This window comes from Rathayibacter sp. AC182 (genome assembly GCF_979253875.1).
On record NZ_CEEDEK010000001.1, the window covers coordinates 1 to 19,412 of the forward strand.

Here is a 19,412-nt window from a genome sequence, read left to right on the forward strand (position 1 = left end):
CCGACGACCATGCGGTCGCGCTGCTCGATGATGTCGCCGACCATCGCGAGCATCTCGTCGGCGTGGGCGAGGGCCGCGGTGGCGGCCGCCTGCGTGAGGGCGGAGAGGTGGTACGGCAGGCGGACGAGCCGGAGGGCGTCGACGACCGCGGGGTCGGCGGCCAGGTAGCCGAGGCGCACGCCGGCGAAGGCGAAGGCCTTGCTCATCGTGCGCGAGACGAGCAGTCGGGGGCGGCCGGGGAGCAGGCTCAGGGCGGTGTCGGCGTCCTGGCCGAACTCGGCGTACGCCTCGTCGACGACGACGATCCCGGAGGTCGCGTTGTACACGGCCTCGATGGTCGCGAGCGGCAGGGGTGTGCCCGTCGGGTTGTTCGGCGCGCAGAGGAAGACGATGTCCGGCTGCGCACGGCGGACCTGCTCCGCCGCGTGGTCGGCCTCGACCTCGAAGTCGGCCTGCCGGGGCGCGGGGATCCACTCGGTGCCGTTGCCGGAGGCGAGGATCGAATACATCGAGTAGGTCGGGGCGAAGCCGAGCAGCGACCCGGTCCGCCGAAGGCCTGCAGGATGTGCTGCAGCACCTCGTTCGATCCGTTCGCCGCCCAGATGTTGTCGGCGGTCACCAGACCGAGGTAACCGGCGAGCGAGTCCCCGTGCTCGCGGAACTCGCGGTCGGGGTACCGGTTCACGGTCCGCAGAGCGACCGACACCTCCTCGACGATGTCGGCGATGACGTCGTCGGGGACGGGGTGCGTGTTCTCGTTGACGTTGAGGGTGACGGGGACGACCTTCTGCGGAGCGCCGTAGGGCAGCTTGCCGCGGAGGTCGTCACGGAGAGGGAGGTCGTCGAGAGTCGTCACCAGGGAATGGTAGCGGCGCCCGTCGAGGAGGCAGGGCCTGCCGCAGAGTCGAGCCGAGCCGGCGCTCCGCTCAGCGGACCAGCTCGTAGGCGCCTGGGACGGCGAGGCGCTGCCCGGGCTCGAGGCCGGCGCTCGAGAGCTGGTTGAGGGAGACGATGTCGGAGACGACATCGCGCGGGTCGCTGTCGGGTGCGATCTCCTCGGCGAGGGACCAGAGCGACTCTGCGCGCACCGTCACGCATCGAACCGACCTCGGAGGTCTCGGCCGAGGCGACCGCCTTCTCCACCGTTGAGCCTGAACGCGAAGGCGCCGGCGATGAGCGGGAGCGCTCCGAGGACCGAGAGGCGGCTCGGCCGCGGCGGGTATCCCGGAGTCGAGTGCGCACGACGGCAGGGACGTTGCGCGTCGGCACCGTCGAGGGCGGCGGTGCTGTGCTGGTGGGTGTGCTGATCGATCATGGGGATCGCTCCTTTCAGCAGGGGATTCGGGGTGGACTCGGCCGGGAGGCCGCCCCGAACTCCCGTTCCGAATATATCTTCGAAGAAAGCGGGAGGCAAGAGCCTGACGCGTCGTATCCGTTGCCGAGAACGCGCGACACACTCGAACGAATGTTTCGAACGGGAACCCTGGCCGGATACAGTTTCGAGAGCCCGCTGGTAGTACAGCAGCGACCACCGACATCGGCGATCGACCGCAACCCGGCGCGCACGCGGGGTGCGCGCCGAGAGAGGATCACGTGAGCGACGCGCAGACCGCCAAGGCCAAGCAGGGCACCGGACGCCGCCGGAAGAACCTGAGCGCGAAGCAGCTCGCGATCCTCGACGCGATCCAGCGCTCGGTGTCGAGCCGGGGCTACCCGCCGAGCATGCGCGAGATCGGCGACGCGGTCGGCCTCGCCCTCGCCCGAGCGTCACGCACCAGCTGAACCAGCTCGAGCTCAGCGGCTACCTCCGCCGCGATCCGAACCGCCCGCGCGCCTGGGAGATCCTCATCGACGTGCCGAGCTCGACCGAGGACGACGTAATGTTCGAGTCGAGCGTGACGGTCGGCGACGCCGCGATGGTGCCGCTGGTCGGGCGGATCGCCGCCGGAGTCCCCATCACGGCGGACCAGCAGATCGACGAGGTGTTCCCCCTCCTGCCGTGCTGGTGGGCAAGGGCGAGCTCTTCATGCTCAAGGTCGTGGGCGAGTCGATGATCGACGCCGCGATCTGCGACGGCGACTGGGTCGTCGTGCGGTCGCAGCGCACGGCCGAGAACGGCGAGATCGTCGCGGCGATGCTCGACGGCGAGGCCACGGTGAAGGTCCTGCGCCAGCGAGACGGGCACACCTGGCTGCTCCCCCGCAAGCTCGAACTTCTCGAGCCGATCCTCGGCGACGAGGCCGGGGTGCTCGGCAAGATCGCCGCGGTCCTGCGCTCCGTGCGAGCGCCGACGACGAAGGGGGCGGACGGCTGCGCGCCGTCCGCCCCCTTCGTCGCGAGAGCTCTTCTACGACGACGGCCTCCGTCGGCGCGAGGAGCGCGCCTCGGCCGCCGCCGCGACCGGGGAGCGCAGCGACTCGACCGTCTCGTCGTACCCGCGCGTCTTGAGGCCGCAGTCCGGGTTGATCCAGGACCTGCCGCGCGGGGATGGAGCCGAGCGCGGTCCCGACGAGGTCCGAGACCTCCTCGACGCCCGGCACCCGCGGGGAGTGGATGTCGTAGACGCCCGGGCCGATGCCCCGGGCGAAGCCCGAGCGCTCGATGTCGACGACGACCTCGGCATCCGGGAGCGCGCAGCCTCGATGCTCGTCACATCGGCGTCGAGCCACGCGTCGATCGCGTCGATGACCACGCCGAACTCGGAGTAGCAGAGGTGCGTGCGGATCTGCGTCGCGGCGCGGGCTCCGGCCGTCGCGAGCCGGAAGGACCCGACGGACCACCTCGAGGGTAGTCCGGCTGATCCGCCTTCTCGGGCGGCAGGAGCTCGCGGAGGGCGGGCTCGTCGACCTGGACGATGCGGCCGCCCGCGGCCTCGAAGGTCGGCGCGGATCTCGTCGCGGAGGCTCAGCGCCACCTGCACGGCCGTGTCCGCCAGCGGCTGGTCGTCGCGGACGAAGGACCAGGCCAGGATCGTCACCGGCCCGGTGAGCATGCCCTTGACCGGCCGCTCGGTGAGCGACTGGGTGAAGCTCGACCACTCGACGGTGATCGGCGCGGGCCGCGAGACGTCGCCCCAGAGCAGCGACGGGATCGCGTGCAGCGGCTCCCGTAGGACTGGACCCAGCCGTTGCGCGTGACGGCGAACCCGTCGAGGTTCTCGGCGAAGTACTGGACCATGTCGTTGCGCTCGAGGCTCCCCGTGCACCAGCACGTCGAGGGCGATCTCCTCCTGGAGCGCCACCACCTGCCGTATCTCGTCGCGCATGCGCTCGATGTACGGCTCGTGCGAGAGCTCGCCGCGCGTCAGGGAGCGGCTGACGCGCTGGTGCTGAGATCCCCCGCGTCTGGGGGAAGGAGCCGATCGTCGTGGTGGGGAGCACCGGGAGGCCGAGCGACTGCTCCTGCGCCGCCTCGCGCTTCCTCGTAGGGGACTCGGCGGTGATCGTCACGACGGTGAGTCGCGCCGCACGCCGCCGCACGGCGCCGTCGCGCACTCCGGGAGCGGAGCGACGGTCCTCGAGCGCGGCGGTGGCCGCGCAGCGGCCGGCTCGACGGCCGCCGCGCCGGCGAGGAGCCCCTCGGCGAGGACGGCGATCTGCTCGACCTGCTGATCGGCGAACGCGGGCCGGGACTGCCAGGCGCGGGTCCAGATCCGGCTCGTCCGTCACGTCGTGCGGGACGTGAAGGAGGGACGTGGAGCTGGACACGGCGAGGACCGCCCGCGAGCGGTCGCATGGCCCTCGGCCGTCTCGGAGGGCCGCCGCGAGGTCGCCCCGCCACACGTTGTGCCGCCGTCGACGGCGCCGGCGACCAGCACCGTGCTCTCGAGCCCCGGGGTGGGCGCGGGCGCCGATCCGCTTGGCGAGATCGACTCCGACGGCCTCCACGGCCGACGCGGCGAGCACCGGCAGGGCGTCGCGGAGATCGCCGCAGGGAGCCGCGACGAACAGCGCCGGACGGTCGACGCGCCGCCGAGCGCGCGGTACGCCTCGCGGACGGCATCGAGCTCCTCCGTTCGCGGCGCATCGACCGACTCCGAGACCAGCGCGGGCTCGTCGAGCTGCACCCAGTCGGCGCCCGCCGCGCGCAGCCGGGCCGGGAGCTCGACGTAGACCGGGAGGAGATCGGCGAGACGGGAGCGGGGGAGAACCCCGCCGGGGGCCCGGTCCGTCGACTTCGCGAGCAGGAGGTAGGTCACCGGTCCCGACGAGCACGGGACGGGTGACGAAGCCGGCGTCCCGAGCCTCCTCCACCTCGCGCACCCGGCGGTCGTCCGACGCCGAGAACGACGTCTCGGGCCCGATCTCCGGCACGAGTGTAGCGGTAGTGGAGTCGAACCACTTGGTCATCTCGAGCGGAGCGCGCTCGCCGTCGCCGCGGGCCAGCGTGAAGTAGCCGGCGAGGTCCAGCGAGGCGTCGGCAGCGAGATCGGCGAAGCGCTCGGGGATCGCGCCGACGGCGGCCGGGTGGTGTCGAGGACCTGGTCGTAGAAGGAGTGCGCCTCCGGGATCGAGGAGTCGGTGCGTCCGGTCCCAGAGCGACGAGCCGCTCGCGGGTCGCGGCTCGCAGGCCGGCGGCCTCGCGCTCGAGCTCGTCGGCTGTCGCGGCACCGCTCCAGAAGGCCTCGACGGCTTTCTTGAGCTCGCGCCTCGCGGCCAGGTCCTCGGGTACCCCGGGATCGTGCCGGTCGGGAAGTCGGGTGCGGTCGTCGTCATGATGCTCTCTCCGTGGTGAGGGTCGTGGTCGGGGCGGGAGCAGCCAGGAGGCCGCTCTCGGCGAGGACGGCGAGAACCGCCTCGTGCCGGTTGAAGGCGTACAGGTGGACGGCGGGCGCTCCGGACTCGACCAGCGTGCGGACGAGGCCCGCCGCGTGCTCGACTCCGGATCCGGCGTGCGCGCCTCGTCGTCGGGCTCGACGTCGAGCGCGATCGCGAGCTCGGCGGGCAGGTCCTCCCCGCTGAGCTCGGAGCATCCGGCGGAGGCGGCCGGGGCTGGTCACCGGCATCACGCCCGGGATGATCGGCATGCGCACGCCGGCGGCTCGCGCCACTACTCGACGAAGCGCACGTAGTCGGCCGGGATGGAAGCGAAAGAGCTGCGCGATCGCAGAACGAGCTACGCCCCGCCGCCTCCTTCGCGAGGAGCGCGTCGATGTCCTGCGACGACGACCGCGAGCGGGGGTGCGCGGTGGGGAACGCCGCGACCGCCACGCTGGGCGCGCGGGGCGCGACGCCGGATCCACTCGCAGCGCCGTCGATCCTGGAACGGCGACCGCCGCGTAGGGCTCGCGCTCGGCCTGCACACGGTGGATGAGCTGCACCAGCTCCGCGGCACCGCCCAGCTCGCCGAGGAAATCGCGGCTCGCCGTCGGCCGTGTCCGCGGGAGGATCGCCGCGCAGCGCGAGGAACCGGGAGACGCCCGGCCTCGGGGGACTCGTGCACGAGCCGACCTGCCGCCGCGGCCGTCGACCCCACACAGGTCAGGTGGGCGAGGGCTTCGACGGAGGTGTGCTGCCGGATGTGGCGGAGGAGCCCAGAGCGAGGCACGCCGGGACGAGCCGCCCGCGCCGTACGTGACGGAGATGAACGACGAGGCCCGCCGCGGCGAGGAGGTCGACCGTGCGCACGAAGAGCCGCTGTCGCCGCGTCGGTGCGAGGCGGGTAGACCTCGAAGGAGAAGGGGACCGGAGTCGGACAGTGCGTGTCCGGAGGGGTCTCCGAGCGGGTCGACGGCACGGCGGGCCCTCCGTTCCACAGCGTGTGATCGGTGGGGCGGGTGCCGGGCTCGGCTGTCGCTCCAGGCGCCGGGTGGCGCTCCGGGGTCCACGGTGAGGAACGGCTCCGCCGCGCCGTCGAGGCGCGTGGGACGCGGTGTGACTCGGGCGTGACGGAGTGTGTCGCGGGGCGTTGTGCAGAGCGGTTCGGACGTGTCCGGAACGACGGAGCGCCCGCGCCCCCTCCTCGGGGAGCGCGGGCGCTCGGAGTGGTGCTGCTAGGCCTCGACGGCCGGCGCCGGAGGCGGTGAACTCGGCCAGCGGGCCCGCCGGGTCCTGGTGGACCAGGGCCTGCACGCGGGTGCCGCCGTCCACGTAGGCGGTCGCCGAGGATCCCGCCGCTGCGGTGCAGCTGCGAGATCACGTACTCGCCGCGGTCGGCCGGCACGAGCAGATCGAAGCTCGACGTTCGGCTCGGGCAGGATCTCGGCGATGCGGGAGCGCAGCTCGTCGATGCCCTCACCCGTCCTCGCCGACACGAGGACCGGCGTCCGGAGCGAGGCCGCGGAGGACCAGACGAGCGCCCTCGTCGACCAGGTCGGACTTGTTGAAGGCGATGATCTCGGGGATGCTGCGCGCACCCACCTCGCCGATCACGTCGCGGACGGTCGCGATCTGCGCCCCGCGGGGTCGGGGTGCGAGGCGTCGACGACGTAGAGCCACGATGATGTCGGAGTCGGCGACCTCCTCGAGCGATCGAGCGGAACGCCTCGACCAGCTGGCGGGGCAGCGCCCGCACGTAGCCGACGGTGTCGGGCAGACGTGCAGAGGCGGCCGTCGGCCGTCTGAGCCTTCCGGACCGTGGCGTCGAGCGTGGCGGGCAGCGAGTTCTCGACGAGGACGCCCGCGTGGGTCATCCGGTTGAGCAGGCTCGACTTGCCGGCGTTGGTGTAGCCGGCGATCGCGACCGACGGGACGGCGTTGCGCTTGCCCGCGGTTCGCGCGCTTGGCCTCGCGGGCGGGCTTCATCGCGGTGATCTGCTTGCGCAGTCGCGCCATGCGGGTGTGGATGCGACGCCGGTCGAGCTCGATCTTCGTCTCACCCGGTCCGCGCGAGCCCGTGCCGGCACCCGCGCCCACCTGGCCACCGGCCTGGCGGGACACATCGACCTGCGCCCCATCCGCGCAGTCGCGGGAGGCGGTACTCGAGCTGGGCGAGCTCGACTCGCGCCTTGCCCTCCCGGCTCTTGGCGTGCTGGCTGAAGATGTCGAGGATCACCGCGGTGCGGTCGATCACCTTCACCTTCACCACGTCCTCCAGCGCACGGCGCTGGCTCGGGGCCGAGCTCGGTGTCGGCCGCGACGGTTGTCCGCGCCGAGGGCCGCGACGACGCCGGCGAGCTCCTGGGCCTTGCCCTTGCCGGTGATACGTGCTCGGGGTCGGGGTGCGGACGGCGCTGCGGCAGTCCGTCGAGCACGGTCGCCCCCGCCGTCTCGGCGAGGGCGGCGAGCTCGTGCAGCGAGTTCTCGGCGTCCTCGAGCGAGCCCTGCGAGTACACGCCGATCAGCACCACGTTCTCGAGGCGCAGCTGGCGGTACTCGACCTCCGTGACGTCCTCGAGCTCGGTCGACGGGCCGGCGACGCGGCGCAGGGCCTGCCGGCCCTCGCGGTCGAACTGCTCGCCGTCCGAGTCCTCGCCCCCGTGGCCCGACGTCCGCAGCGCCTGGGCGCCGCCCGAGACGAAGCGCGAGTATCCCGCCGACCGCGACTGCGCGTTCGCCAGGACCCTCGAGAGACGACGTCCACGGCCTCGGTCGTGCCGGTCTCGTTCAGGTCTTCCGCCGTCATCCCCGGATAACACTAACTCCTCAGGTCTTGATAGGTTCACTTCTCATGGCCGCCGAGCACTACTTCTCACGAGTACGCCCGGACGGTGACATCCGGCTCCTGCGGCAGGATCACGGCCCGTCTCGGCGGGCTGCGACCTCGAGCTGACCACCGCCGGAGGCGTGTTCAGCCCCGGCCACGTGGATCTCCGGAACCCGCGTCCTGCTGGACGCGGTCCCCGAGCCTCCCGCGAGCGGGGATCTGCTGGACCTCGGCTGCGGCTGGGGGCCCGATCGCCTCTCGCTCGCCCTCGGCGCTCCGGACGCGCGGTGTGGGCGGTGGACGTCGATCAGCGGGCGCTCGAGGCTGGTCCGTCGCAACTGCGAGGCACTCGGCGTCACCGACCGTCGCCGCCGTCCTGCCGGAGGAGGATGTTCCCGCGGACGTGCGGTTCGACTCGATCTGGTCGAACCCGCCGATCCGCATCGGCAAGGAGGAGCTGCACGCGCTGCTCGAGCGCTGGCTCCCCCGCTTGGCTGCCGGAGCCGACGGGTGGCTGAAGTCGTGCAGAGGAACACTCGGGTCCGACTCGCTGCAGAAGTGGCTCGTCGAGGCCTTCGACGAGCGGCTCGAGGTCGAACGGGTCGGCAGCGCCAAGGGCTTCCCGCATCCCGCGGACCACCCGCTCGGCCTGACTCCCGCGTCAGTCGATGCGGATCGTGCCGGTGTAGTAGACGAGATCGGCCGGACCGGACGAGGCCCACGTGCTCGCCCTCCTCGGTGGCGAACATCGTGACTCCGAAGCGTGCCGCCCGGGACGTCGACGCGCCACGACTGCGGCGCACGGGCTCCCGCCCAGTAGCGCACCGCGAGGGCGGCCGCCGCGGCGCCGGTGCCGCAGCTGAGGGTCTCCCCGCTGCCCCGCTCGTGGACGCGCATCCGGATGCGGCCGATCCCGTCGTGGATCAGCGGCTCCCCCGGCACGACGAACTCGATGTTCGCACCGTCCGCGGGCTCCGGCTCGACCTGCGGGATGTAGGTCAGATCGGCGGAGTCGAGCTCGGCGTCGTTGCTGAGGGCGACGACGACGTGCGGGTTGCCGAGATCGATCCCGAGGCCGGGACGGGCGACCTTGAGCTCCTTGGCCCGCACCAGCGGCTCGCCGCCCGCCAGCTCCCAGCGCCTCCGGGTCGACCTGGAATCCGGAGCCGCTGCGCGCGGGGTCGCGCACACCGGCGCGGGTGCCGATCGGCAGGGTGTCGCCCGGCTCGAGCTCGGCGAGGGCCGCTCGCCGCCAGTGAGGAACGCCGCGTAGACACGGACGCCGTTGCCGCGCATCTCGGCGATCGACCCGTCGGCGTTGCGGTAGTCCATGAACCACTCGGCCTCCGGCTCCTCCGCGAGCAAGGCCGCACCCTCGGCGATCGCCCTCGAGCGCACGGCGCGGATGATCCCGTCGGCTCCGACGCCGAAGTGCCCGTCCGCAGATCATCGCGATCTGCGCGGGAGTGAGGTCCACCTCACCGTCGGGGTCGCTGAAGAGCACGGAAGTCGTCTCCAGGCTGCCCTGGCCCTTGGTGAAGTGCAGCTCGATCGTCATGGCGCGGACAGCCTGGCGAGGAGCGGAGTCGTCGAGCTGGGCTGCGACCGCGTGCCCGTGCCGCCAGATCCGGTGCCTCGACGGGAGGCGGTGGGCGCTCGCGGTAGCGGCGGAACCGGCTGTTCTGCCGCCGGGCGCAGCGGCGGGTGAGCGATTGCGTCGAGGCGATCGCCTCCTCCCGCGAGAGCTCGCCCGCACGCTGCCCGAGCGCCTGGGCGGCGGCCCAGATCGCGCGGCTCGCGGTGACGCCTCGCTCGATCCCGAGGGGCACTCAGCCGCTCCACCTCGTCGAGCACGCCGTCCTGGCCCACATCCGCTCGACCCGCTCGTCAAGCCGGCGCACCAGGACGTCGCGGGGCGCCTCGAGGAACAGCAGCTCCGCCGGCTGCCAGAGGTCAGAGCTCGTCGGACATCAGGGCGCCGCCCGGGGTGCCGGTGAGCTCGGTGATCTCGAGGGCGCGGACGATGCGGCGGACGTTGTGCGGGCCGATCCGAGAGCGGCAGCACGACCCGGCCTGTCCAGCGGCGCGGGCGGCTCGAACAGGACGGCCCCGCGCCCTCGCGCTCCGCCGTCTCCTCGAGCGCTCGGCGCACCTCGGGGATCGGTGCCCGCGAACGAGAACTCGAAGACGACGCTCGAGACGGCCTGGACCTGAGCCACCGACCAGGGATCGGCAGGGCCCCGCGCGCCAGCGCTTCGTCGACGACGCGGCGCGCCTCGGACTGTGTAGCGCGCGACCGACGCCTCCTCGGTGACGTCGAGGACGTCGAGGAGGTGGTGCGGAGATCCTCGCGCCGCTCGCCGTCGGGACGGAGCTTCGCTCGTCCCCGATGTCCATGCCGCGGTAGAGCTGCATGGCGTCGGCGTTGACGATCTCGGCCGACCGGCCGGCCGCGCGCACCCGCTCGGCGAGATCGAGGGCGAGCTCGGACTTGCCCGTGCCCGTGGCCCCGGCCCGACCGCGATCAGCTCGGGTGCTCCCGCCTCAGCGCTCGCCATCGAGAGCGTCGCGTAGATCGGAGTCGTCGGGCGCCGCCGGCCGCGCCGGAGCGCCGGCGGGCTTCGAGGGAGACCCGCGGCGCGCCGGTGCCGCCGGTCGACGGCACGCCGCACGACTCCGTCTGCGCGCGGTCCCACGCGTCGCTCGCCCGGGCCCTGCGGACGCAGCGGCGCTCCGTCCGGGGAGGCGGCGAGCAGGTAGAACGGAGCGGCATCGGGGCGGACCAGGACCGAGACGACGTCTCCGGGCCGCGGCTGCTCCGAACCGGCGGGCACGTCGAAGTGGACGAGCCGGCTGTGCTCGGCACGACCGCTGAGGCGAGCGCGTCTCGGCGTCGCGGCGACCCTCCCCGCGTGGCGACCAGCACCTCGACCTCGCGGCCGACGACCGTGCAGGTTCTCCTGCTCGCTGATCGCGTCCTGCAGGGCGACCGAGGCGCTCGTAGCGCTCCTGCACCACCTGCTTGGGCAGCTGGTCGGGCATCGTCGCCGCAGGGGTCCCGGCCTGGATCGAGTACTGGAAGGTGAACGCCGAGGCGAAGCGCGCCTCCTCGACCACGCGCGGCGTCTCGGCGAAGTCGGCCTCGGTCTCGCCGGGGAACCCGACGATGATGTCGGTGCTGATGGCGGCGTGCGGGATCCGCGCCCGCACCCGGTCGAGGATCCCGAGGAAGCGCTCGGAGCGGTACGAGCGGCGCATCGCCTTGAGCACCCGGTCGGACCCCGACTGCAGGGGCATGTGCAGCTGAGGCATGACGGCCGGAGTCTCGGCCATCGCGTCGATGACGTCGTCGGTGAAGGCCGCGGGGTGGGGGCTCGTGAAGCGGATCCGCCCGAGCCCGTCGATCGTGCCTGCGGCGCGCAGCAGCTTCGAGGAACGCCTGGCGGTCGCCGAACTCGACGCCGTAGGAGTTCGGGCCGTTCTGCCCGAGGAGGGTCACCTCGATGGCCCCGTCGTCGACGAGGGCCTGGATCTCGGCAAGGACGTCGCGCGGGACGGCGGTCCTTCTCCTTGCCGCGGAGCGAGGGGACGATGCAGAACGTGCAGGTGTTGTTGCGGCCCACCGAGATGGACACCCGCCCGCCGCAGGTCGAGTCGCGCTTGGTGGGGAGCGTCGACGGGAAGACGTCGAGCGACTCGAGGATCTCGAGCCGCGCCTCCTCCGTTTGTGGCGGGCGCGCTCGAGCAGGCTGCGGCAGAGCGCCCATGTTGTGGGTGCCGAAGACCACATCGACCCACGGGGCCTTGTCGAGGATGACGTTCTTGTCCTTCTGCGCCAGGCAGCCACGCCGACGGCGATCTGCATGCCCTCGTGGCGGCGGTTGACCGAGGCGAGGTGGCCGAGGTTCCCGTAGAGCTTGTTGTCGGCGTTCTCCCGCACGGCGCAGGTGTTGATGACGACGACGTCTCCGGCCTCGGCGCCGTCGGCCGGGACGTACCCCGCCGCCTCGAGCGACCCGCTCAGCCGCTCGGAGTCGTGGACGTTCATCTGGCAGCCGAACGTCCGGACCTCGTAGGTCCTCGGGCGGGCACCGGCGGCGGAGACCGGAGCGGGGATGAGCGTGGTCATGGTCTGGGATTCTACGCGCCGCTCGGATCGCTCTCGGCGCGCCCTCGGGGTGGGAGCACCCCGAGCGGCTCAGCGGAAGCGGACGCTCGAGCCAGGGCTTGCGGACGGTCTCGCGCACGACGCGCTGCACGAGGGCGCCGGAGTAGCCGCGGCGCGCCAAAAACCCGGTGAGGCGCCGCTCCGCCACCTCGTCCGACAGGGAGCGCAGGCTCGGCAGGCGCTTGCGCGCGAGCTCGACGGCGGTGCGGTACTCGTCGTCGCCGTCGAGCTCGTCGAGCGCCGCGGCGATGGCATCGGGGTCGAGCTTGCGCCCGCGGGCTCCTGCATGATCGAGGACCTGCCGAGCTTCCTGCGCTCGCGCAGCTGCGTGACGAGCTGCTCGGCCATCCGGTGGTCGTCGAGGTAGCCGAAGCGGGCGAACCGCTCGAGGATCTCGAAGTGCGTCCTTCTCGGCGACGCCCTCGGTGTAGAGGCGCGCCTCGACCTCGGCGACCGACAGGCTCTTGCGCGAGAGGCCACGGACGATGCGGTCGGCGATCTGCTCGGGATCCAGGCTCCTCGGGCAGCTCGAACGCCTGCGTCGTCCTCGTCGGCGGCCTCCTCCAGCAGGAGTGGACTCGGGGAGGGCCGCCTCGGGAGCGGCCGGCGAGCGGCGGGCGACGTGGGCCGACAGCTCGGCGATCCGATCCGTCCGCCCGTCGCCCGCGCCCGTCGGAGCGGAGGCGGACGCCTCCGTCTCCTGCTCGCCGTCCGTGACCCAGGGGAGGAAGGCCACGGGACGACCCTCGGCCCTCTCCCCGTTCGCGTCTCGCACCGGGCTCAGGCGCCCTTGCGGACGGGCTGCTTGGCGACGGGCTGCTTGGTCTCGATCGCGACCGGAGCGGCGTCCTTCACCGCGTTCGGATCGGCGACGACACCCAGCTTGATGAGGATGCGCTTCTCGATCTCTGCCGCGATGTCGGGGTTGTCGATGAGGAACTGGCGCGCCTTCTCCTTGCCCTGTCGAGCTGGTCGCCGTCGTAGGTGTACCAGGCACCCGACTTGCGGACGATCTCGTGCTCGACACCGAAGTCGATGAGGCTTCCCTCGCGCGAGATGCCGATGCCGTAGAGGATGTCGAACTCCGCCTGCTCGAACGGCGGCGCCATCTTGTTCTTGACGACCTTGACGCGGGTGCGGTTGCCGACCGCGTCGGTACCGTCCTTCAGCGTCTCGATGCGGCGGATGTCGAGGCGGACCGACGCGTAGAACTTGAGCGCCTCGCCGCCGGCGGTGGTCTCGGGGCTGCCGAAGAAGACGCCGATCTTCTCGCGGAGCTGGTTGATGAAGATCATCGTGGTGTTGGTGGTGTTCAGTCCGCCGGTGAGCTTGCGCAGCGCCTGGGACATGAGGCGCGCCTGCAGGCCGACGTGAGAGTCGCCCATCTCGCCCTCGATCTCGGCACGCGGCACGAGTGCGGCGACGGAGTCGATGACGATCAGGTCGATGGACCCCGAGCGGACGAGCATGTCGGCGATCTCGAGGGCCTGCTCTCCGGTGTCGGGCTGGGACACGAGCAGGGAGTCGATGTCGACGCCGAGTTTCTTGGCGTACTCGGGGTCGAGCGCGTGCTCGGCGTCGATGAACGCCGCGATGCCGCCGTTGCGCTGCGCGTTCGCGATGGCGTGCAGCGTCAGCGTCGTCTTACCGGAGGACTCGGGGCCGTAGATCTCGACGATGCGGCCGCGCGGGAGCCCGCCGATGCCGAGCGCGACGTCGAGGGCGATCGAGCCGGTCTGGATCACCTCGACGGGGGCGCGCTCGTCGCTGCCGAGGCGCTGACGGCGCCCTTGCCGAACTGGCGGTCGATCTGCGCGAGTGCGGTCTCGGGGGACTTCTGCGGTCTGAGGAACTGGGCATGGCCGTCTCGCTCTCGTGTCGGGGTGGTATCGCCTACAGGCTGTCGCGTCGTGCCGGTGATGCCGCCGTGGTGAACACGACGCCGGCCGGCTGCGACAAGGCGGTGAAGCAGGTCCGTTGACTTGTCATCACGGTATGCCGGACCACCGACATCGGCGCCCGGCGCGAGCGCCTCCGTGGACACGGCGGCGTTCCTGCTTCTGTGGAGGAGCCTGAGCCCGATCGAACAGCGACTTCGGTCATCGGCACCCGGCGTGTCGAACACGACTTCGGGAGTCAGGGCGAGCGACGGCTCAGCGGCGACGGCTCTTCGGGTCGATCCGTGCCAGCGGCTCTCGGGCACGTCGCTCGCGCGGCACAGGGCGAGCCAGACCTCCCGGGGCTCCGCACCGTCCCGGAGCGCCCGGTCCGCCGTCCGCCCGTCGAGCTCGGTCAGCACGAGATCGGACACGAGCACGCGGGCGTAGGACGCCCCGAACTCGTCGTCGACCAGCTGTCGGAACTCGCTCGACCTCGTGACTCCACGCTAACCGCAGAGGCGGCCGGCCGGGAATGACGAAAGGCGCCCGGGCCGGAGCCGGGGCGCCCTTCGCGTGGAATGGAGGTGGGGGATGAAGCGGCGGGACCGTCTACCGCGTGACGAGGTCCGCGTCGAATCCGGCGACCATGTCGGCCGGGATGGTGTCGGGAATGGTGTCGATCCCCTCGATCACCGCGAGCCGGTCTCCGACTTCGCGCATGATCACGGAGATGGGGGTGTCGAGCGCATCGGCGACAGAGGCGAGGATCTCCGAGGAGGCCTCCTTCGAGCCTCGCTCGACCTCGCTCAGGTAGCCCAAGGCGACACTCGCCTTGCTGGCCACCTGGCGCAGCGTGCGACCTTCTGCAGGCGGAAGTCCCCGAGGACATCGCCGATCTCCTGACGAACTAGAACCATTGGACCCTCCTTCTCCACGTCAACCGCTTCTTCGTCCACGGTCTCGTCGAGTGATGCCGGAGCATGAATTCGAAGGGGGTGTGTACGAAGGAACCGGATAGCTGTTCACTACCCGGCTCGTGTGAGTCGACTCTAATACCGGATGACTGGACTTTGCGTGTGAGCGACGTCAGATGTAACCGGGGCGAAACCCAGGAGCATTCCACGATTCCGGAGCGATTCCGGAATACTCAGGCGGCTTCGTCCGAGAGTGCGCGACGGTCTCCTCGGCCAGGCGCAGGGCCGCTTGTACGCTCGCCGCCCGGATCCCCGCACGGTCGCCCTCGAAGCGGTGCTCGCGCACCGTCTCCGGGACCTCCGAGCACCACGGCGATGAAGACCGTGCCCACCGCGCGCTCCTGCGGGTCCGGCCCCGCGACTCCGGTGGTCGCGATGCCGACCGTGCGGGCGCCGACGGCTCCGAGCCGCTCGGCCGCTCCCGGGCCATCTGCAGCGCGACCTCGGGGTGCACCGGGCCCTCCGCCTCCAGGAGCGCCCCGTCGACGCCGAGCAGCCGGTGCTTGAGGTCGGTCGCGTAGCTCACCACGGCTCCGCGGTGCACCACCGAGGCGCCGGGCACCTCCACGATCGCGGAGCTCGGTGCTCCGCCGGTGAGCGACTCCGCCACGGCGAGTCCGAGTCCGCGGGCCTCCAGCGCGCGGACGAGCGCCTCGGCGATCACGCCGGCGATGCCGCTCGACTCTGGCGGGCGGCGTCGGCGAGGTAGTCGACGCCCAGTCGCGACGGTGAGGACGACGGCGACGGTCATGGTCGCGCCGTTCAGCCAGTGCACCCACTCGCCGAGCACGTTCCAGAACGGCAGCAGCGCGAGCGAGAGGGCCACGGACTGCGCGATCGTCTTCAGCTTGCCCGCGCGAGGCGGGGATCACGCGATCGGACAGCACGGCCATCCGGAACACGGTGATGCCGATCTCGCGCACGAGGACGAGGATCGTCACCCACCACGGCAGCTCGAGGAGGATCGAGAGCCCGATGAGGGCGGCGCCGGTCAGCACCTTGTCGGCGATGGGGTCGAGCAGCTTGCCGAGATCGGTGACCAGGCCGCGGCTGCGGGCGATGTGCCCGTCGATGCCGTCGGTCGCGATGGCGACGATGAAGAGCAGCGCGGCCGCGATCCGGAGGCCGCCGTCGTCTCCCCCGTCGGCGAGCAGCATCCAGAAGAACACCGGCGCGAGCAGGATCCGCACCACGGTGATCGCGTTCGGCAGGTTCCAGTTGCTCACCGGCGAGGCCTGGTCGTGAGTGGGAGTGCTCATCGTGCTCCTGCGTTCGTCGTGGTCGTCCGGTGCGCCGCGCGGATCATCGCTCAGGTCGCGTCCCGTGAGGTGCCAGGCGTCGTCGTCCGAGCTCTCGTCGTGGTCGTGGTAGTCGACGGCAGCGGGACCGGTCGGCTCGGCCAGCGGGTCGTCGTAGGGGTCCGGGCGACCGCGGAGGTGCGACAGGGCCTCGCCCGGCCCTCTCCGCGCATGCGGGCCGGAACCCCGGGCAGCTGCTCGGCGGTCACCAGGACGTCGCGGGCCTTGGACCCCTCGGAGGGCCCGACGACCTCGCGCGACTCGAGGAGGTCCATCAACCGCCCCGCCTTCGCGAACCCGACACGGAGCTTGCGCTGGAGCATGGACGTCGAGCCGAACTGCGTGCTGACCACGAGCTCGGCCGCGGCGACGAGCAGCTCGAGGTCGTCCCCGATGTCGGAGTCGACCTCCTTGCGCTGCGCCTGGACGGTGATGTCCTGGCGATACTCGGGCTGCGCCTGCCGGGTGACGTGCTCGACGACCTTCGCGATCTCGTCCTCGCGGACCCACGCGCCCTGCACGCGCATCGGCTTGTTCGTGCCCATCGGCAGGAAGAGTCCGTCGCCCTGGCCGATCAGCTTGTCGGCGCCCGGCTGGTCGAGGATCACCCGGAAGTCGGGGTGACGCTCGTGACCGCGAACGCGAGACGGCTCGGCACGTTGGCCTTGATCAGGCCGGTGACGACGTCGACGCTCGGGCGCTGGGTCGCGAGCACCAGGTGGATGCCGGAGGCGCGCGCGAAGCTGGGTGATGCGGACGATCGAGTCCTCGACGTCGCGCGGGGCGACCATCATCAGGTCGGCCAGCTCGTCGACGACCACCAGCAGGTAGGGGTATCGGCTTCAGCACGCGGTTGCTGCCCGGCGGCAGGACGATCTCGCCGCCGCGGACAGCGGCATTGAAGTCGTCGATGTGGCGGTAGCCGAACGACGCGAGGTCGTCGTACCGCATGTCCATCTCCTTCACGACCCACTGCAGCGCTTCGGCCGCCTTCTTGGGGTTCGTGATGATGGGCGTGATGAGGTGCGGCACGCCTCCGTAGATCGTCAGCTCGACGCGCTTGGGGTCGATGAGGACCATGCGGACGTCCTGCGGCCGCGCGCGCATGAGCAGGCTCGTGATCATGGAGTTCACGAAGCTGGACTTGCCGGAGCCGGTGGAGCCGGCGACCAGGAGGTGCGGCATCTTGGCGAGGTTCGCCACGACGTAGCCGCCCTCGACGTCCTTGCCGACCCCGATGGTCATCGGATGGGTCGACGTCGTGGAGGCCGAGGAGCGCAGGACGTCGCCCAGCGACCACGATCTCGCGGTCGGTGTTCGGGATCTCGACGCCGATGGCGCTCTTGCCGGGGATCGGCGAGAGGATCCGGACCTCGTTGCTGGCGACGGCGTAGGAGAGGTTCTTGCTCAGCGCGGTGACGCGCTCGACCTTCACGCCAGGACCGAGCTCGATCTCGTAGCGCGTGACAGTGGGCCCCCGGGAGAAGCCGGTGACCGTGGCGTCGACGTTGAACTGCCGCAGCACCTCGGTGATCGCGCGGACCATCTCGTCGTTCGCCGCGGAGCGCGCCTTGGACGGCGTGCCGGTGGACAGCGCGGCGGCCGACGGGAGCCGGTAGGGGGTGTCGTCCTCGAACGAGGAGTCGAAGCCGGCGGTCGGGTCCTCGGCGGGCACGGGGGCGATGGGGCCGGTCTCGATGACCGGCGGCACCGGGACGGCGGGCGCGACGTCGAGGTCGTCCAGTCGGATGACTCCGGTCGCGTCGTCGTCGACGACCCCGACGGGAGTGGTGGCGGCACCGGAGCGCTCGAAGCGCGCGAGGGCCGCCTCGGCGTCCTCGACGTCGGAGAGCACCTGGGTCTCGTAGGAGCGCGTCGGCGGGTCGGAGGGCTCGTCGTGCTCCTCGAGCGCGGTGTCAAAGCCCTTCGTGCGGGAGCGGCCGCGGCGGCCCTTCGGCTCGTCGTCGACCTCGGCGAGGGAGTCGATCGGGAGCTCGGCCTGCACCATCGGCTCGTCCTCGCGGCCGGACTCGGTCCGGCGCCACCAGGGCAGCTCACCGCCGTCCTCCTGGTCGTCGGACGACTCGGCCTCGGCCTTGGCGGCCGCCTTGGCGGCGGCCTTCTCGGCCTTCAGACGGGCCCGCTCCTCGTCGTCGACGACCGGAGCGCCGAACAGGTAGGAGTAGAGGTCGCGGAACCGCGAGCCGAGGCCTGTTCGGCGGCGTCTTGGTGATGATGAAGAGCGAGAGCAGGATGACGGCGGAGAGCACCACCGTCGCGCCGGGCACGGTCGCGATCGCGACCAGCAGGGCGCCGACCAGCCAGCCGAGCACGCCGCCGGCGGCGGCCATGCGGAGGATGCCGTCGCCCGGGTAGGGCGTGCCGAGGTGGGCGTGGCAGATGCCGGCGGAGGCGATCAGCAGGAACGACAGGCCCACGCCGATCCGGCCGTTGTCGTCGACGGAGCTCGGGTGCCGGAAGAGCCACAGCGCGAAGAGCACGAGGACCACCGGGAGGACGTAGGCCACCCGTCCGAAGAGGGCGCCGAAGCTCCACGCGTCGAGCACCTGGGCGACGGGATCGCCCGCGAGGAACCACTCGACCACCGCTCCGACGACGCCCAGCAGGACCAGGAGGAACGGCACGCCGTCGCGGCGCTCCTCCTTCGCGAGGCGCTCGGGGCCGAGAGCGCGCGCGGCGCCGCCCACGACGTGCGCGAGCGTCATCCACAGGCGGACGAGGACGTTGGTGCGCGGACCGGAGTCGAAGGCGACGGTGGCCTTCGTCTCGGCCGCTCCCCGCCCCGAGCCCCGGCCGGAACGCGGCGCGCCGGAGCGCGCGGGCGAGCTCCCCGCCCGCGGGAGGTCGTCTTGGTACTCGTGGCCATGCTGCCACCGTACCTGCAGCCCCCGTCATCGCCGGGGACCCGCGCCGAGGCGGGCGCTCAGCGCAGGGTGGCGACCATGGTCTCGGCGTCGCCCCGGTCGGCGACGGCCGTGAAGCCTTCGCTGCGGTACAGGCGGCGGGCGAAGTTGTCGGTCGCGACGCTCAGCGACACCCGGGCGTAGCCGGCCGACCCGCGCCTGCTCGAGCGCCGCCTTGAGCAGCGCGCGCCCCACTCCCTGCGCCCGCCAGACCGGCCGGACTCCGAGCGTGAGCTCGGGGACGCCCGGCGCGACGAAGCCGCGTCCCGGCACGGCCGGTCGTGAACAGGCGCGACCAGCACGCGCCGATCCGCTCTCCCTCACCTGTCTCGGCGATCGAGCCCAGGTCTCCCGGGCGGGGCCAGCCCGCGACGTACCGGCGGGTGGACTCCTCCTCGAGGACGTCGATCCGGGTCCTGGCGGTCGTCCAGTTCCAGTTGGCGGCCTCGACCAGCATGTCGGCGAGGAACGGCGCGTCCTCGCTCCGGGCGGTGCGGATCCTGTACTCCACGTGCGGCCTCCTGGCTGCTCGGTCGGTGGTTCCCCCGGCGAGGCGGTGCGCCCTCTCGTCGGATGCGGCGGAC

General features: G+C 72.0%; 8 protein-coding genes and 12 pseudogenes. 1 reads left to right on the forward strand and 19 read right to left on the reverse strand.

Annotated features, from left to right (window positions below; genetic code table 11):
* From AC0CII_RS00005 to AC0CII_RS00015, 3 genes and pseudogenes are all read right to left on the reverse strand, one after another.
* Positions 1–856: pseudogene (locus tag AC0CII_RS00005) on the reverse strand (histidinol-phosphate transaminase); the annotation flags it as partial.
* A gap of 70 nt (positions 857–926) precedes the next feature.
* Entirely contained in the window at positions 927–1,094 is a 168-nt protein-coding gene (locus AC0CII_RS00010) for a LysM peptidoglycan-binding domain-containing protein (protein ID WP_465228320.1), read from the reverse strand.
* A complete protein-coding gene (locus tag AC0CII_RS00015; protein ID WP_465228321.1) occupies positions 1,091–1,315 on the reverse strand; it encodes a hypothetical protein in 225 nt (74 codons plus the stop codon). The genes AC0CII_RS00010 and AC0CII_RS00015 overlap by 4 nt, the downstream gene beginning before the upstream one ends.
* A 278-nt stretch (positions 1,316–1,593) precedes the next feature.
* On the opposite strand from AC0CII_RS00015, the pseudogene lexA reads away from it, so the two are divergent.
* Positions 1,594–2,281: pseudogene (gene lexA / locus AC0CII_RS00020) on the forward strand (transcriptional repressor LexA); the annotation flags it as partial.
* A 66-nt stretch (positions 2,282–2,347) separates the two neighbouring features.
* On the opposite strand, the pseudogene metE reads toward lexA, so the two are convergent.
* The 16 genes and pseudogenes from metE to AC0CII_RS00100 form a co-directional block, all read right to left on the reverse strand.
* Positions 2,348–4,715 (reverse strand): annotated as a pseudogene (gene metE, locus AC0CII_RS00025) (5-methyltetrahydropteroyltriglutamate--homocysteine S-methyltransferase).
* A complete protein-coding gene (locus AC0CII_RS00030; protein ID WP_465228322.1) occupies positions 4,712–5,827 on the reverse strand; it encodes a methylenetetrahydrofolate reductase in 1,116 nt (371 codons plus the stop codon). Before AC0CII_RS00030 ends, metE begins: the two are co-directional and overlap by 4 nt.
* A 196-nt stretch (positions 5,828–6,023) precedes the next feature.
* Positions 6,024–7,498, reverse strand: a pseudogene (gene hflX / locus AC0CII_RS00035) (GTPase HflX); the annotation flags it as partial.
* A gap of 747 nt (positions 7,499–8,245) precedes the next feature.
* Positions 8,246–9,142 (reverse strand): annotated as a pseudogene (gene dapF, locus AC0CII_RS00040) (diaminopimelate epimerase).
* Positions 9,063–9,413, reverse strand: a complete 351-nt coding sequence (locus tag AC0CII_RS00045; RefSeq protein WP_465228323.1) for a hypothetical protein — start codon at positions 9,411–9,413, stop codon at positions 9,063–9,065. Before AC0CII_RS00045 ends, dapF begins: the two are co-directional and overlap by 80 nt.
* A 124-nt stretch (positions 9,414–9,537) precedes the next feature.
* A complete protein-coding gene (locus AC0CII_RS00050; RefSeq protein WP_465228324.1) occupies positions 9,538–10,044 on the reverse strand; it encodes a hypothetical protein in 507 nt (168 codons plus the stop codon).
* Between the two features lie 64 nt (positions 10,045–10,108).
* Positions 10,109–11,713, reverse strand: a pseudogene (miaB, locus tag AC0CII_RS00055) (tRNA (N6-isopentenyl adenosine(37)-C2)-methylthiotransferase MiaB).
* Positions 11,714–11,840: 127 nt separating this feature from the next.
* A pseudogene (locus AC0CII_RS00060) lies at positions 11,841–12,527 on the reverse strand (regulatory protein RecX); the annotation flags it as partial.
* Positions 12,528–12,532: 5 nt separating this feature from the next.
* A pseudogene (recA, locus tag AC0CII_RS00065) lies at positions 12,533–13,612 on the reverse strand (recombinase RecA).
* Between the two features lie 346 nt (positions 13,613–13,958).
* Positions 13,959–14,114: pseudogene (locus AC0CII_RS00070) on the reverse strand (DUF3046 domain-containing protein); the annotation flags it as partial.
* Positions 14,115–14,241: 127 nt separating this feature from the next.
* Positions 14,242–14,549 (reverse strand): annotated as a pseudogene (locus AC0CII_RS00075) (helix-turn-helix domain-containing protein).
* 169 nt (positions 14,550–14,718) lie between these two features.
* A complete protein-coding gene (locus tag AC0CII_RS00080) occupies positions 14,719–15,270 on the reverse strand; it encodes a CinA family protein (protein ID WP_465228325.1) in 552 nt (183 codons plus the stop codon).
* Positions 15,267–15,865: pseudogene (gene pgsA / locus AC0CII_RS00085) on the reverse strand (CDP-diacylglycerol--glycerol-3-phosphate 3-phosphatidyltransferase). Before pgsA ends, AC0CII_RS00080 begins: the two are co-directional and overlap by 4 nt.
* A 54-nt stretch (positions 15,866–15,919) precedes the next feature.
* Positions 15,920–17,525 (reverse strand): annotated as a pseudogene (locus tag AC0CII_RS00090) (DNA translocase FtsK); the annotation flags it as partial.
* A gap of 433 nt (positions 17,526–17,958) precedes the next feature.
* Positions 17,959–18,630 (reverse strand): DNA translocase FtsK 4TM domain-containing protein, encoded by a 672-nt coding sequence (locus tag AC0CII_RS00095; RefSeq protein ID WP_465228326.1) that lies wholly within the window; start codon positions 18,628–18,630, stop codon positions 17,959–17,961.
* A 322-nt stretch (positions 18,631–18,952) separates the two neighbouring features.
* The gene (locus tag AC0CII_RS00100) at positions 18,953–19,339 is read right to left on the reverse strand and encodes a hypothetical protein (protein ID WP_465228327.1); all 387 of its coding nucleotides are present in this window, start codon (positions 19,337–19,339) and stop codon (positions 18,953–18,955) included.
* Positions 19,340–19,412: the final 73 nt, after the last annotated feature.

Excerpts from the sequence above, each read along its gene's own strand:
- AC0CII_RS00015 (WP_465228321.1), bottom strand. The coding sequence starts at position 1,315 with ATGATCGATCAGCACACCCACCAGCACAGCACCGCCGCCCTCGACGGT.
- AC0CII_RS00095 (WP_465228326.1), bottom strand. The coding sequence starts at position 18,630 with ATGACGCTCGCGCACGTCGTGGGCGGCGCCGCGCGCGCTCTCGGCCCC.